The sequence below is a fragment of the Chlamydiales bacterium genome (assembly GCA_031292375.1).
Taxonomy (GTDB): domain Bacteria; phylum Chlamydiota; class Chlamydiia; order Chlamydiales; family VFKH01; genus JARLHF01.
Genome location: JARLHF010000055.1, coordinates 1 through 16,716 on the forward strand (window position 1 = coordinate 1; position 16,716 = coordinate 16,716).

Sequence of the window (16,716 nt, forward strand, 5' to 3'; positions counted from 1 at the left end):
TAGACTTCTTGCATAATTAGCTTTGCTTAGAAAAATTGAAATTTTTTGAGTAGATTTATTGATAAATTTTTCAAGCATATGTGAACATATGGTTGAAAAATTTAACGATAAAGATGTCAAAAAAGACAATTTTAACAAGCAAATGTAATTACGCAAGAAGTCTATTGCTAAAATTCTTAATAAAAAGTTAAAATCAAGCACTTTTTCTTAAACTTAGGTGTTTGTTATGCAACTAACCCGCAAAAAACCTTCTATTTGGATCATTGGGTTCGCCATATTCTCAATGTTCTTTGGTGCCGGCAATATTATTTTCCCCTTATCCCTTGGATCCTACGCCCAGGATGGTCATCTTTTTGCGGTCAGTGGCCTTCTAATTACTTCTATTATTGTGCCCTTTGGGGGCCTTTTTACAATGATGCTTTATGAGGGAAATTATACAGAATTTTTTGCACGTCTGGGTCCCAAAATCGGATTTCTTTTGGCCTTCTTTATACTGCTTATCATGGGGCCAGTAGGTGCGCTTCCTCGCTGTATTACAACTTCTTATGCTACCACCAGTTTAATACTACCTAACTTATCCATTATTACTTTTAGCTTAATATCCTGTATTTTAATCTTTCTCTTTACACTAAAAAGTCAAAATACAATCAAGCTTATAGGACTTGTTCTTACGCCCTTGCTCCTCTTATCTCTCAGTACTATTATCGTAAAAGGCCTCTATCAAGGAGAAACACCAGGAATAAGCCCTCACTCTCCTAGCTCTCTTTTCTTATACGGCCTAATCACTGGATATAATACAATGGACTTAATCGCCTGTTTCTTTTTCTCTTCCATTGTTCTTCTATCATTAAAAAGAAAGCAAGATCCAGAAAGCCATATACATGTTAAAAAAGCACTTCCCCTCCTAGTAAAAGCAATTTTACTTGGTGGAGGTCTTTTAGCAATCATCTATGTAGGATTTGCTCTGGTATCTGCAAGCTACTCCAGCTTACTTCGAGAAGTATCTCAAGACCAATTCCTTGCAACGATTGCTTATCATATTCTTGGAGGATCCACATCTGCAATTGTTGCCATTGCCGTCTTCTTTACATGCCTTACAACAGAAATTGCACTTGCTATTGTTTTTACACAATTTATCCGCCGCTACTTTTTTCAAAATAAAGTAAGTTATCCCATATGTCTTTTACTTACACTACTCGTAGCCTTTCTTATTTCAACACTGCGATTTGAGGGTATTTCTAACTTTTTAGTTCCCATTCTTCAGATTTGTTATCCCTCATTAATTACATTAACAGCACTTAATCTCTGTTACAAATTGTGGGACTTTAAGCCAGTAAAAATTCCTGTTCTCATCGTATTTATTGCAACACTCATCAGCTTCATTTTTATGTAAACTTTAAGTTTTTCATGCTTACACAGATTTTAGATAGCTTTTTAAGTGTAATCTATCCAAAGTTCTGTGCTGCTTGCTTAAAAAATTTTAATGATCCATCCCTACACCTATGCCAAGCATGCCAAAAAAATCTTACATTTCTCAACACTAAAGAATATTGCACTACTTGCTTTTCAATAAAAGAATTACCTATTTGCCCTGTCTGCAAAATAACGCCCTCTTACTTTACAGCTCTTGCAGCTGTTTTTGATTATGAGGGACCTGCAGGCTTTCTCATTAAAAAATTCAAATACGAGGGTGTATTCAGGCTTGCAGCTAGCTTTGGAAGCTTCATGACTTTACAATTTTTAAATTTAAACTGGCCCCTCCCTGACATCATTGTTCCTGTACCACAACCCTTTAACAGGTACCTTGAGCGTGGCTACAACCACAGCTTTTTGCTTGCAAAAATGCTCTCTAAACAGATCCATGTTCCCTGTAAAGAACTTTTACGTAAAAGCATGAAAGACTTGCCTCAAGCAGCGCTCAATTTAGAACAGCGAAAAAACAACGCCCATCAATCCATAAAACTTAAAAAACATGGCTCCGTTGAAGATAAAATTGTGTTACTCATAGATGATGTAATGACCACAAGAACAACTCTTAATGCATCAGCTAATGCACTTCTTGGGAGCAATCCTAAGGAACTTTATGGCCTTACCCTCTGCAAAACCAATCTCTAAAATGAAGCGTGCCCGAAAAAAGAACTTGAAAAAATAAAAATATAATTTAATATTTAAGCTGTATGCGTTTACACACAAACAAGGTATTATTATGGCTCCAATAAAAAAGGTTAATATGAATTACAATTATCACACAAAAAATAAGCTTTTTTTATTATTACTAACTATTCTTTGTTTTTCTTGCCTATCTTTTAATTTGCATGCTGTAGAAGCGGTTGCCGAGACAACAGACCAAAAAATAGATGGTATTTCCAGAGAACTTTCGCTCATCTCTGCAAACCTTGACCTGCGACTTGTTCGAGTAGGGCGTGAAACCTCTCAGATTGCAAATCAACTTGCGTCTATACAAACATTACTAGAGCAGCAGCAACAAACTCTTGAACCCCTGATCAAAACCCTCTCAGAATTACAAAAAACCCTGGAAAAGAACAATCTAAAGACAGAGCATACGCATCTACCGAATGGGTAGACCATGAAGTGCACAAATCCAAAGACCTCTAACAATAAACATAATGTAATCGAGCTGACGTTATTTATGTATGGGAGTAGAGCTTTTCTCTGCACTAAACTTAGGACTATCCCATTTACCGGTTATATGAAAACGTAAAGATTCTGTTAATTTCAAAAGCAAATTGTATTGTTTAATACGGATATAAATATTCATATTGCCATCAAAATCAACGTAGGATTGCACAGGGCCTTGGGGCAAATAAAAACGGGACTTTTTCCCCTCACTATAGACATCTAGCAAGTTTGTAATATAAATACGCTTATCCTTAATGACAAATTGCACAGTACCAGTTGCTGGCACCATATTACTTGTATTAAGCCCAATGCTACCCAAAATCTCTGATGGAATTGCAAGCAGCACATTACTCAACGTATTTTTCACAATTTTCTCGAAACGAAAGTAGCCACTTCCTCTAAACGATTGCAAATTACCAAGTACTCCGCTTAGATCTTTTAACTCTGCTTCATGGATGACCAAATTTTTAATGGGCTTAGTCTTCTGCTTGTCCTTAGAAAAAGCGTGTGGTTTAAATTCCTGTATTCTTAGAGAAGGCATTAGAAGATGCCAATTTTCTTGATTATCTTGTTTAAGTGAAATCAAGGGGATTGTGCATTTACCGCCCTGATCAAGAATACTTAATTGACTAATCCTCAACTCCTTATTACTATACAAGAAATTGGCTTTTAACAAGTCAAACTCTAAGCCATAAAACTGAAAATCCTTTCCATCCAAAACTCCTTGCATGCTAAACCCATGCCAATTTTCCCTTGGGAATACAAATTGACCTGTAAACGCATAGCCATTTCCAATGCGCCAATCACTTATAGAGGATCTTAATTCTTTTGAAAGCATAGAACCAAGCTTTCCTACATTCTGCAATTTAATTTGCCCAAATAAGGCTAGAACCTGAGGAGAATCTTGTTTTTCTTGCAAATTGACCAAAAGCCCTGCAAGTACGCCTTCTACCCTTTGTATAATAAGTCCTAAAGTAGAATCCCAGCGCCAAAATACTTTCATAGGATTAGGAGAGGGATCTTTTATTTCGCTAATGATAGCAACACCCTTGCTTGTATCACTTCTCTCTGTTTGAAGCAAAATGCGAAGTGGAACATCTTCCATCTGATAATCGGCTTGAATACTGATTACCGAGGGTGCAAGGCGAACGATCACATTTTTTAAGTCATATTCCTTTCCAAAAAAAGTATAGACCCCATCTTTTAACTGAAGCCCTACAAGTACTTGTGACTGTGAAATGTCTATGTTCAAATATCCTTGCAGTCCACCTTCTCTTTTAATGTCTCGTAAAAAAACAAGAACTTGGTCATCAAATAAATCAGGGAAAAAGTCACGACCAAGAAGACCTAACTCTCTTAAATAAGTACCAGAAAGCGAAAAGCCAAGACCATGCAAACGAAGAGTCTCCTCCTCAAAATTATAGTGCATCTTATTTAAGTTAAATGACGCTTTATATTGAAATTGATCCAATTGACGTATATTAATCTCCAACCCTTCCACTTTCAAACCATCTACTGAAGAAAATGAAACAGGAATATCTGCTTGATTCTGAATAAAACTATCTCTAATTTTTATTCCCTCAATTGCAGCTTTTCCAATAACTGAAAAGGGGGCCACTACAATCCCTTTGCTAAAATCTACGTTAATATTACCCTTAAATAGTATTTTCCCCTCAGGTTTCCAAAGATTTGCAAGCACCTTCCAGTTTTTTGTGACCTTTAAATGCTCAAGAGAAATTTCAAGATGATTAACATCTAAGGAAAAAGCTTTGGTATCTGTTGAAAATGCACCTGCAGCAAGAAGTGATATGCCCGTATCTTTTGCTTGAACCTCTTCAATGATGATTTTTCCAGGCTCACGTTTCATCTGAGCATTCAATGAAAACGATCCTATATCCAGCTTCTCAATATTCCAATTACTTCTTGTTCCTAATGCTTTAAAAGAACACTTTTCTATTAGCTTTTTGTTGTATTCTACAGAAGAGCCTTCAAACATACATGAAAACGCATTGTCATCGACAAAAAAATCGCCTTGAATCTCTCCTGAAAGCTGTGAAAGCGACCAATTATCCATCTGTGTGGCTGAAAAAGGAAAAATATTTGCTAAAGATAATCTCCTTAAATCCTCTAGAGCAGTATTCAAATATAACTTAGGGCTTGCTCTTAGCTCTTTTACCCTAGAAAAATCTTGCAGTACAAGTGTTTTCAAATGAGGATAAAACCCTCCTATATGAGAGCTACTTTCATCAAGCACCACCTGCATAAACCCATTTGGAGTATCAGAAACAGGTTTAACTTCACCCAAAAGACGTAGAAACTCTTGGTTACTACTGCTAGAGTCCACTTTTAAATCAAAAAATGCTTTATATTCCTGTTTAAAATCAATTTCACACTTAGGTAAGAAAAAAACATAATGATCCGTTTGAGCCTTAATTTCTCCAACACCATTTACAACACTCAAAACCTTTGAATCCGATGCATAAGAGAATTCTAAATCTGTTTTTTCTATCGTAGAAGCAAAAGAGGGAAGAGAGAAATTACCCTCTTGAAGCCTTCCAGAAACACTCCAAAAAATTTCTGACTTCCTCTGGTCGTAGGGAACCATGGCATTGAAAACCACGCCTGAAGCGCCACTTGTGAGCATTCCCTTAACAGGAAGCCTCCAAAGGGGCAAATCTTTGAAATGAGAGCAAAACTTTTGTACCGAAGGCACATCCCCTGTAATATGTTTTGTGCGTAAATGTACATTTAGATACTCTGTTGAATTAAAGTCTAAATCGATAGAGGTCTCAAAGTCGACATTTTCAACCCTTCCCCTCATATCACTTATCTGCATATGTCGTTTTGAAAAGCTCATCTGCGCATATAGATCTGTAAAGATTAAGCCACTTTTCTTTTCTTGATACATGCCCCTTGCTAGAGGAGAAAAAAAGTAGCTAGAGTCATCTGAAAAGCTATAATAAAAAAATCCCGAAGGATCACTCTCAGATACTTCCTTAGAATTTAAAGACCCCATTTGTGGTATTGAAACCCTAAAATCTGTATCTTCGATGACTAAATCTTTAATCTGAAAATGCATTAGCAATGACTGATCATTAAAATCTCCTTGAAAGCTTGCAATACCATCTATAAAGCTATTCTCTTTTGAAAAGACAAATGGTGTTAAATATTTTTTAAATGCAAAATGATCGCTACGTATACTTCCCTGTTTTAAAATAACACCCCATGCCCCAAGTCTATCTTGCAACCAATCCACTTTTAACACATGCAAAGAACCTGGTCTTTGGAATGGAAGAGAAGAGGTTTTTTCCTGTCTTTCCATCAAGGAGATACCCCAACGTTTCCAAATATTTGTGGAGGCAACAAAAGTGTTTGCAGGGATACGCTCTAAATTAACATCTAAATTAATGACGGAAATCGCATTAACAGCGTCTTTTAAAAGAAAATCGCCCGATAGTTTAAGACCATCTTCATGATTTTTAAGCTCTCCCTTCCAAGTAAGATAATCACCGCTTGCAGCCTTTTGTAGCTCTGCAAGGCTAGGAAAGGGTAAAAATGATAAAATTTTTTCAACTCGTCCATCCACTTGCATTCTTGCAACAGTAGGTGCACTAAGTCCATAAAACTGAAACTCTGATTGCATCCCTCCAAGATTGCCCTTAAAATGAGCATCTTGGAGTATACCCTCTTTTAATGTGAGCGAACACGCAACATCCGTAAATCTTTCTAAACTATCTTGATTTTCTTGGTTTAAACCCCTCTTTTCCCAGTGAAAATCACCACCATTTAGGTGTAGAGAGCCATTTTTTGGCCTTAAATACCTTTCATTTCGACTTAATACAAAATCCATGCTCCCAGATAAAGAAGAAACATATCCATCAATATTTAGTCCTTTAGATGCAAACCAAAGCTCTTTTGCATTAATATTTTCAATGGTAATTTTTGATAATGTTTCGTTCGGTAAAAGGAGTGCTTTAGCCTCACAGGATACAGATCCCTTTGTGAACTCTAATTCTTCCCAAACAAAAGACCACTCTGGCCATAGATTACGAACCGTTTCATACTCTCTTGGCCCTATATTATCTATGATTAAATCAATCTCTTTATTCTTATTGTCTGCTTCAAGAACATATAGTTTAGCCCCTACATCTACTGAGTCTGTGTTACTAATATCAAGAGAAAAATGAATACTCTCTTCTCTTGTTTTTCCTGGAATAAGAGGCAATTTTCCAGTGAGAAGCACCTTGGCAACTTGGTCTTTATTAAAGAAAAACTGCCCATTGAATCCCATTTGAAAACCAGGAGTACCATCTGAATTAAGAAAAACGCCCCCAGAAATATTTCTAAGCATCCAATAAGGAAGCCCCTCTTTAAAACGATAAAAAGAGGCTCCCTTTGAAAGAACGGCTTTTGCATTTGTTCCAAGAAGCAGTTTATCCACATAAGAGAGAGTTTCAAAAGGCTCATCAAAGATGTGTTGCGAGCATACAATATCCATTTCTTGCAGCTCTGCACCTATGCTAGAAGAAGGATGCTCGATGATTGTATCATGCAACAAGACATTTCCCTCTAAAAAAGGCAAATCCGTTAAAGAAAGATTTAACTTTCCTGTTGCTTTTCCCTGCTTTAAGGTCCAAACATTCAAAGACGGACCATATAAAAACTCAAAAGACTTCGAAAGCTTTTCACAATCTAACTCGTGTAAGCTGAAATGTGCAACAGACTCATCCCACGTAAAAAATAAAGAAGGCAATCGCTCTTCACTTGTTCCATACGAAAATTGCCACATCTGAGCTACATTTTTATTACTTCCAAAATGTCCCTCTCCACTTACCTTTTCAGACAATAGCAAAGTATGATCAGGATTTATAAAATCTATCGTTCCATTTGTTACTTTACAGTGAATATCTGTGTAAAAAAAACGACTCTTATGGCTTTTTTCCAAAGAAAAAAATAGGGGAGCATCAGATTCCTCTTTTTTTATTTTTTCCTGAAAATATTGCCAAGGAAAAACCCGAGAAGTCTCTCTTGTCAAAGAAATTTTAGGATCATCAAACTCAATATCCAAACCTATATTTCTCTCTAAAAGAGAGAAATAATACTTCACAGAAAGCTGATTTACAGTAAAAAGAAACTTTATAGGCGTATTTTCTCTACTTTTTACTTTTAGATTAGAAAACTCAAAGCTACCGCTTTTCCATTTCACATCATCATAAGAAAGTGTTGATCCAAATTTTTCTTGAAAATAATGGTGCAAGCGCCACTCTACAGCCCTTGGTAAAACAACAAAACCAAAGAAAAAGAAAATTCCAACAATGGCAATACCCGTCAGAAAAAAATTGGATAGTTTTTTGGAAAACATGGACCTAAAAAATAAAAACTACTGAACTGCTCTCGAGTATATCAAAATCTTTTGATTGAAACAACTATCGATTTGACCCATCTTGAGTGCAATAATCTATACCTTTCTCTACAAGGCAAAGTGACGATAACGCTGTTACTGCGAAGGGAAGATGAGCCAAAAGAGCATTTTGATAATCATATTGACGAACAATAGGACCATAAAAAGTCTCGATTACTTCTCCCCTTACTATTCCTTGTGCTCCTAAGTAACTATTGAGAAAAGAATCAAAAGTAATCACACTACCCAAACACTGAACAGCACGCCAAGGACACAACTGAAGAGCAAGTCCAATAAAAGAGTGGTGAAGCCTGATTTCTTTTCCTTCTATAATGTAGTTGATAGGAAAGGCAACTGCAGCAACTGCTGATATAGCATGAAATAGAGCGGTTGAGCGATCACCTTTTTTCCAAGCACGGACAGCTAAAGCGGTATGTGCTATGCCTAAGGCAGCATACTCAAGAAAAACAACAAGAGGTGTCTGAAAGGGAAGCGTTTGAGTTATTTGCCACACATCTTTTGCATTTGCTAAAAGATGCCCAATGTAGCCTACTCCAGAAATTGTAGCTATACAGGCTGCAAAAATAAGGGAGCACTTTACAATATTTTTAATGGCCTTGAACTTGCGTTCTTGAAATAATTCAATAGATTCATCTTTTCTTTGATGAAAAGCATCTTTAAGGTAGCCTACAACATTTCTTAGCAATTGAGGGATCTGGTCAAGCCCTTTCCAGATCTTACCAAGGACCTGGATCGCAATGACTGCAGCTGCAATAGAAAAAGCTGAGGGAACAAGGAAATAAGCTGCACTCGCACCTCCAGCAATAAGCAGGGCCCCAAATGCTATGCGAGTAATGTTTTTAATTAATCTGCTTTTATATTCTTGCTGGCCTTCATTTGAACACTTAGTAAAAGCCTCTGTAAAATTCAGCTTAGCCCTTAACAAGTTATCTTTTACACAAGCTGGATTATGATAAATCTTTACAGCTGAGCGAATCCCTTCAATAGCTAAAGGAATTGCAAGCGTTGTAACTTGCACAATTGAATCCCTTGTATCCCAGATAAAAGAAGGATCAAAAATAGATATATTCATTAAACCACCAAAATAATTACTATAAATAGTATAGCAAATATTTTAATTTAATGCAAAAAAATTTACTCACCTATTAAATGCAACTTCTCTAACTTGCATTTAATTAGAGTATACACAAACAAATTCAAGAATTGATTTTTGATAACGCGAAGTTGTGATGAGCCTGCTTTGGAATAAAAATCTGAGATGTAGGTTTATTGCTCGATCTTGGGGATCTTCTGGTAACTTTTCAATCTTTTTTGCTCGTTTATAGTTTTTTGAATAGGAACTTTGGAAAAATGATTGAAAATTTATCAAGAATCCCCTCTAATCTTGAGTAATTTAAACTCAAAACTCAGGTTATTAATTTTTTCTATTGAGGTAAAAATTCGTTTTTTGAAGTCCAAGAAGGCTTTTCCTGGGGAAGAAATGAGGGAAATTTATTTTTCTACTATGAATTTTTCCTCGGAAAATCTACAGTGGGATCAGAGTCTTCCATGCAACATCGCCTTATATCCATCAGCATCAAGTAAAAGATCATATTCTTTAATATCAGAAAGCTTTACTTTGTAAATCCATCCAAGGGACTCTGGAGAGTCATTTATAAGCTCGGGATAGTCTTCAAGAATAGGGTTTACTTCAATAATCTCACCAGAGACCGGCGCATATATATCAGCTGCTGCTTTAGTAGATTCTAAAACGGCAATCTCTGCCTCTTTTGCAACCTTTTTACCAATAGTTGGAAGCTCTACATATACAATGTCTCCAAGTTCATGCTGGGCATGATCTGTAATACCAATAACACCTATATCGCCCTCTAGCCGTATCCACTCATGTGTTTCTGTAAACTTCATTTCTTTTTAACCTGAGTTTTGAGTTTAAATTACTCAAGATTAGAGGGGATTCTTGATAAATTTTCAATCATTTTTCCAAAGTTCCTATTCAAAAAACTATAAACGAGTAAAAAAGATTGAAAAGTTACCAGAAGATCCCCAAGATCGAGCAATAAACCTACAACTCAGATTTTTATTCCAAAACAGGCTTATCATGACGAGGTTTATTTTTTTAACTTACAGCTAGCCCAAAGAGAGGGTTCTTCTTCAATTTTATAATCAGTACTAGACGCTGCAAAATGTTGATACGCTCCTGTTTCAAAAGAAATTCGATAGGAAAAACCAATACGATCAAATTGCATAGGCTCGTAACCAAAGAGCACATCTTTTGAAACAATGATATGGATATCATTAGAGGAAAGTTTTTTTACAAACAAAAAACCCTCTTCAATAAGAGTATGTTTGTCTGCCCCCCTAAAGTGAGTAACTTCTCTTGCTACAGGTTCCTTTTCTGTAAAATCATACAAAAAATGGTGGCAAAAACGTGTGTTATAACCAGATGTTTTGACATCTCTTGTGTCAATAAATAGCTCTATTGTCTTTATACTATGTTTCTTTAACAAGGTTGTAAGAAAAAAAAGCCCTTCCTCATTCCAAGAAACAAAGACATCTGCCAAAGTCTCTTCTGAACAGATCAGAGAGGCAGATGGTAACATATATTTTTTTGTAAAAACACCTTTCTTTGCACTCTCACTCTGCATATAATGTATGCTGCAAGAGAGCGCAAAGAAGTGAATGGGAACTAGCCCAGAAAATTCATGTAATGAACTCATATTTATTCTACAGTGGCAACTAGTCCCTCTGCATTCAACGATGATAAAGGAATCAACTTAATTGCCTGCTTATTGAGCATTATGTTCAAACAATCTTGCATATAAGCAATTGAAGACTCATCTTGCAATAATTTCTGTCCTTTTTTCATCAAAGAAACAACATCTTTTTCTTGATTGTTAATATCTACCACTGACACAAAAAAAGAGCCCTCTTTTGGCAAGAAAAGCACATCTGAATATGCACCTTTTTCAATCTTCAAAAAAGCTTCTGCATCAAAGTGTCCTTCGCTACTTCTACTAACCGTAAGTGAATTTTTCTGAACTTTAAATTGCTCTTGCAATGTAGATCCATCTACTCCTGCTTCAAATGCCGATACAAGGGTACTCAAATCTTTCTCTGCGACCCTGTCATTATTCCCTGCTATGACTTCAGTTTTTATACCCTTTATATAATCCAAAAAGCGCATCTGTGCCGCAAAGTCACCTCTTGAAATACCAGTAGCTTCATGCCACGGATAACCATGACTCTTTGCATACTCAATCAATTGATCATAAAGGGATGCGAATACAACATCTGCAACTGCATCCTTAACCTCAGCAAACTTTTTTAATTTTCCAGAAGGGTCTTTAAAAGCAGAAGTATCTTTATTTTGAAGAGCCAAATAAGCCTTTTCTAGACGTGCATCAAGCAACTTATCTAATGTTTTATTATTATTTGCCTCTTCAAAAGTCATAACGCTTGCAGTAGAATCTCTTTTCAATACTGTAAAACTATAATAATGCTCTTCATCTTGGCTAAAGCGCATAAGCACCACATTTGCTTCACCTGAGCCAGACAAAACTGCCTTATCCAAGTGGACCTGAAATGCCTTTATATCCTCTATACCCTCAAATGGAAGAGTAGCCCCCTTTTCTTTGATTGCAATTTTCACATCTTCTGATTCCGCATTCTCTAAAGCATCATCTACCCACTCAGGATGCATCTTGATAATAGAAAGCTTTGCATACTCATCCACCAAAGCTCGCTTTTTTAGACCTAATCTTTCTAAAGCATCAAAACGCTCTTCTCTTGTAGCATTTACATTAGTTCCAAGCTCTGCAAAACGTGTGATCAACTCAGGCCAATTTTTATCTTCAAGCTCATAATTTATTGCCTGTTTTAAGGTAACTTTTACTTGTAGATCCTTAAGACTTACTTTTTTAACACTCAAAACATAATTTTTCTGAACAAGCTCCGAAGCACTTTTCTTAATCTCATTTACATCCATAAACTTAAGAGGTACATCCATCTTAGCCTCTTTACCCGTTATGCCCAAAAAATATGTATCCAATTTTTGCAGATCTCTTGCCTTACTAAAACGCAATGGCTCCTCCATAGCATAGAGAGATAAGTCTACAGATTTTCCTGCATATTCATCAAACTGCTCATAAACAAGGGGGTCTACAAATACTGCAGAAGATCCTCGGTTTGCAAGTAAACGAAATAACATCACCTGCTTCCAAATATCTACAGCCGCTTTTTGGTCCATACCAAGAATTCTTAACTGCTCTTGAAAGTATTCATGGGGATTTCTTACGCCCAAATGAACACTTTGAGCCTTTTGCAATTGTCTAAAACTAATTTCATTATTATAAAACAGATCCGCAAGTGCGTCAGAGTCAGTCACAACTAATCCTTGACTTTCTGCAATAGCGGCTAAATTCATCACTACCTGAGAAGTAAGCTCCAAAAATCTGGGCCCAAACCACTCCTCAAGAGTGCGATGCCCAAATAGATTCAAATCTCGACTTGCAAGAGAAGGATCTTGCTGTATCCAACTATATTCTGTCTCTTGATAACGCAAAACCTGTCTCAAATATTGCGATGGAAATTTCTTCTCTTCTAAGTAAAGTTGCACCTGAGCATTAAATGTATCTTCCGTTAAAATAGCCTCAGAAGTTTGAATGATCTGCATATTCTTATTAATTTGTGGCGCTAAATAATTCCATACAGCCTCTGATGTTAAAAAAGATGCCGTTGGATGAACGTAGGGCTCATAACGCTTTTCTTTTTCTAGGCGTGCATCCAAATCATCCCCCAGCTCTTTTAAAAATGGCTTAACAACAGTAAGTGCAAGACCCGTTTCTAAAAAGTCTTTTTTAACAACGCCGTCATTTAAAAAATTAGGACCCCAGCTGCCACCAGAAAGGATTTTATCAGAAACATCTGTGCTAATAAAACGCATAAATGCATCCACTTGCGACTTAGTAATATCTTTTCCATTGACTGCAGTAAACACAACAGGATCATGGGTCTCAGCCGTTGCAAGGGAATTATAAGCTCCAAAAAATGAAAAGCTTATAATGATAATGATGGTCAATGCGATAAAAAAATAGCGTTGATATGTACGAAAAAATTGCATCATAGGTAAAGAATCTCCTCAAAATCGGCAAAGATAGGAAATCGTAACAAACTTTCTGTTTATACACAAACAAGTTCAAGAAGAAATCCAAGAAGATGAGTAGTTTTTGCGTAACATGAGTAACTTATACACACAAACAAGTTCAAGAATTGTTTGTGTATATATCTATACAACCTGAGCTTCTTTTATCTCTTTTAATTCTTTCGACAAATCCTGGTCGATAAAAATAATTTTACCCTCAGCGACCGAAACTAAATAATTACGTGCCTTTCCAGGAGATGGATTCATTAAAATGTATTCGGCAAGCATATCTTCCAAGTTTTGCTCGATCACTCTTCGAAGTGGTCTTGCTCCCATTTCTGGCTGGAAGCCTTTATCAACAAGTAGATCCGTTGCCTTTTCATCCAACTGAATATAAATTTGCTGTTTTGCAAGACGCTCTTGAACTTTTTTAACTTCGATCTTGATAACATCATGTAGAGCAAGCTTATCTAATGGCTTAAATGTTACAATACCATCTAAGCGATTGAGAAACTCTGGCTTATAATGCTTTTTGACGGCGCTTTCGATTTTCTCTTGGATTGTCTTGAAATCTGGCATACCAGGCTTCATTCCAAAGCCAACTTCCGTTGTTCTACGAATGAGATCAGCGCCTAAGTTTGAAGTCATAATGACGATTGTATTCCTAAAATCTACTTTACGCCCAAAGGAGTCTGTAAGACGACCCTCTTCCAAAATTTGCAATAAAATATCCATGACATCAGGATGTGCCTTTTCAATCTCATCAAAGAGCACAACAGAATAAGGACGCTGTCTTACTTGCTCTGTCAACTGCCCACCCTCTTCATGCCCCACATATCCTGGAGGGGATCCTGTCATACGGCTGACTGCAAACTTCTCCATGTACTCTGACATATCAACCTGGATAAGGGCATCTTCACCACCAAACATGTTGATTGCAAGAAGCTTTGCAAGCAAAGTCTTTCCAACACCCGTAGGGCCCAAGAAAAGAAATGAGCCAATGGGGCGGTTTGGATTTTTAATGCCAGCCCTGCTTCTTCGTATTGCCTTACTTACAATATTTAAAGCTTCATCTTGACCAATCAAGTTTGAGCGAAGCGTCTCTTCCATTTTCAGAACTTTTGCGGTTTCACCCTCAGTCAACCTATTGATTGGGATTCCTGTCTGCTTTGCAACAACAGTTGCAACATCTTCGTCATCCACAATGAGCTCATGCTCCTGCTTATCCGTTTCCCACTCTGTTCTCATCTGTTGTAGCTTTTCTCTTAAACCTTTTTCTGTATCGCGCAACTTTGCAGCTTTTTCATATTCTTGCCTACCGATTGCCTCTTCCTTTGCAAGACGAGCATCTTCAATCTCTACTTCCAACTTACTAATGTCTGGCGGCTGATGCATCATAGAAATACGCATTTTAGCACCCGCTTCATCCAATAAATCGATTGCCTTATCTGGTAAAAACCTTCCGTGGATGTAACGATCTGAGAGAATAGCTGCAGCCTTTAAGGCTTGCTCTGTATAAAGAACTTTATGATGCTCTTCATACTTACCTTTAAGACCCTTTAAAATTTCTATTGTGTCTTCAATAGAAGGTGGGTTTACTTGAATCTTCTGAAAGCGCCTCTCTAAAGCAGCATCTTTTTCAATATGCTTTCTATACTCATCAATGGTTGTAGCTCCAATACACTGGATTTCACCCCTAGAAAGGGCTGGTTTTAAAATGTTGGATGCATCAATTGCACCCTCTGCAGCCCCAGCGCCTACAATTGTGTGCATTTCATCAATAAAAAGTAAGACATTTCCATGCTTCTTAACTTCATCCATGACAGCTTTGATACGCTCTTCAAACTGTCCACGGTACTTAGTTCCTGCTATCATCAAAGCCAAATCAAGAGTGATTAGCTTTTTCTTGCGTAAAGAATCTGGAACTTCACCCCTGACAATTGCTTGAGCAAGCCCTTCAACAATAGCTGTTTTTCCAACACCTGCCTCGCCAATGAGCACGGGGTTGTTTTTTCTTCTTCTACACAAAATAAGAATAAGTCTTTCTACCTCGCTCTTGCGCCCAATGACAGGGTCCATGCGACCCTCGCGACAAAGCTCTGTTAGGTCATAACCATACGCTTTCAAAGCAGGCATCTTATCGCTCATACCATGCGCACTCTTTTCTTGAGCTTTAGCAGGAGAAACTCCTGAAGTAATGCCACCTGTTGTACTAGGCCCAATTCCGATAGGAGGAAGTTGCAAGTTAAACGTTTCCAACTCTTTAAGTACTTCTTTTCGGATATCTTTTAAATTGACATTGAGACTTTCTAAAACTTGAGCTGCAACACCATCTGTTTGCCTTAGAAGGCCAAGCAATAGATGTTCCGTACCTACGTAATTATGATTTAAATTTGCAGCTTCTTCGTTGGCATATTCAAAAACTTTTTTTACTCTTCCTGTAAGAGCAGGGTCACCATAGACTTGAATTTCTGGACCAAAGCCAACCAATCTTTCCACTTCTGTTCTTACAATTTCGTAATCTAAACTCAATCCTCGAAGAACATTGACAGCAACGCCTTGTCCAAGCTTTAAAAGCCCAAGCAATACATGCTCTGTTCCAAGATAGTTGTGGTTAAGCCTTTGAGCTTCCTTTTTGGCAAGTTTAATGACTTGCTTTGCACGGTTGGTAAATTTATCAAACATTTTGCATCACTTTTCGTTTTAAGAAGATATCATCAAATTAAAACAAAGCCATTAAATTGGCAAGCGATCCATTAGACTTCTTGCATAATTAGCTTTGCTTAGAAAAATTGAAATTTTTTGAGTAGATTTATTGATAAATTTTTCAAGCATATGTGAGCATATGCTTGAAAAATTTAACGATAAAGATGTCAAAAAAGACAATTTTAACAAGCAAATGTAATTACGCAAGAAGTCTATTCTCTATTCTACTTTTAACAGCTCAGAAAAGTCGACGATGCTCGCAAAATAGCCACTATCAACCACTTCTTCCGAAACACCATTAACATGAATAAGTACAGGACGACAGGAAAAACCTCGAGGAAGTTTCAGACACATAAGCTTTTCTTTCATCTCTTCGACAGCCTCTAAACCCACTACATTTTGCCGAAATTTAACTTCACATACATATAAGCAACAAAACCGCGTTTGAATCAAATAATCAATCTGACATCCTCGCTTACGAGCTCCAGCTGTCTGAAAATACGTATTAGCAATAAGCACATCTTCTGGCAAAATCCCCAGTACCTTGCACACAAGCGGTCCACTATTAATCACCAGATTCTCAAATTGAACTCCCATGATAGACAGCCATCCTTGAGGCAGGCGCTGCAACCGAGTACTTTCAATTTGTTCTTTATGCGGAAGGATATATCTTAACGCCAGCTCGATTTTCAACTATCTGCTAATCAATAACTTGAATAGTTAAAACACGGAGACGCGGAGACACGGAGACTTATAATTTATCATTTATGATGCGTTCTACACCGTTTTTTACTTGTTTATTGCCAAA

9 protein-coding genes and 1 pseudogene are annotated in these 16,716 nt (G+C 37.0%); 3 read left to right on the forward strand and 7 right to left on the reverse strand.

The annotated features are described in order from the left end of the window. Positions 1-226: 226 nt before the first annotated feature. The 3 genes from P4L16_06990 to P4L16_07000 all read left to right on the forward strand — a co-directional run bounded on the left by P4L16_06990 (position 227) and on the right by P4L16_07000 (position 2,584). Positions 227-1,393, forward strand: a complete 1,167-nt coding sequence (locus P4L16_06990; GenBank protein ID MDR3624865.1) for a branched-chain amino acid transport system II carrier protein — start codon at positions 227-229, stop codon at positions 1,391-1,393. Positions 1,394-1,407: 14 nt separating this feature from the next. Next, a complete protein-coding gene (locus P4L16_06995) occupies positions 1,408-2,115 on the forward strand; it encodes a ComF family protein (protein ID MDR3624866.1) in 708 nt (235 codons plus the stop codon). 115 nt (positions 2,116-2,230) lie between these two features. Further along, entirely contained in the window at positions 2,231-2,584 is a 354-nt protein-coding gene (locus P4L16_07000) for a hypothetical protein (protein ID MDR3624867.1), read from the forward strand. A gap of 60 nt (positions 2,585-2,644) precedes the next feature. Here P4L16_07000 and P4L16_07005 read toward each other — a convergent pair whose 3' ends face one another. The 7 genes and pseudogenes from P4L16_07005 to P4L16_07035 form a co-directional block, all read right to left on the reverse strand. Continuing rightward, positions 2,645-8,002 carry a hypothetical protein gene (locus P4L16_07005; protein ID MDR3624868.1) on the reverse strand — a complete coding sequence of 1,786 codons (5,358 nt, stop codon included), beginning with the start codon at positions 8,000-8,002 and terminating at the stop codon, positions 2,645-2,647. A gap of 64 nt (positions 8,003-8,066) precedes the next feature. Beyond that, positions 8,067-9,134 (reverse strand): hypothetical protein, encoded by a 1,068-nt coding sequence (locus P4L16_07010; protein MDR3624869.1) that lies wholly within the window; start codon positions 9,132-9,134, stop codon positions 8,067-8,069. 464 nt (positions 9,135-9,598) lie between these two features. After that, entirely contained in the window at positions 9,599-9,967 is a 369-nt protein-coding gene (gene gcvH / locus P4L16_07015) for a glycine cleavage system protein GcvH (GenBank protein ID MDR3624870.1), read from the reverse strand. 203 nt (positions 9,968-10,170) lie between these two features. Further along, complete coding sequence (locus P4L16_07020; GenBank protein ID MDR3624871.1) at positions 10,171-10,779, reverse strand: hypothetical protein; 609 nt, start codon at positions 10,777-10,779, stop codon at positions 10,171-10,173. 2 nt (positions 10,780-10,781) lie between these two features. After that, a complete protein-coding gene (locus tag P4L16_07025) occupies positions 10,782-13,184 on the reverse strand; it encodes a hypothetical protein (GenBank protein MDR3624872.1) in 2,403 nt (800 codons plus the stop codon). A 285-nt stretch (positions 13,185-13,469) separates the two neighbouring features. Then, positions 13,470-15,887: pseudogene (locus P4L16_07030) on the reverse strand (ATP-dependent Clp protease ATP-binding subunit). 240 nt (positions 15,888-16,127) lie between these two features. After that, on the reverse strand, positions 16,128-16,505 hold the full coding sequence (locus tag P4L16_07035) for a hypothetical protein (protein ID MDR3624873.1): 378 nt from the start codon (positions 16,503-16,505) through the stop codon (positions 16,128-16,130). Positions 16,506-16,716 lie beyond the last annotated feature (211 nt).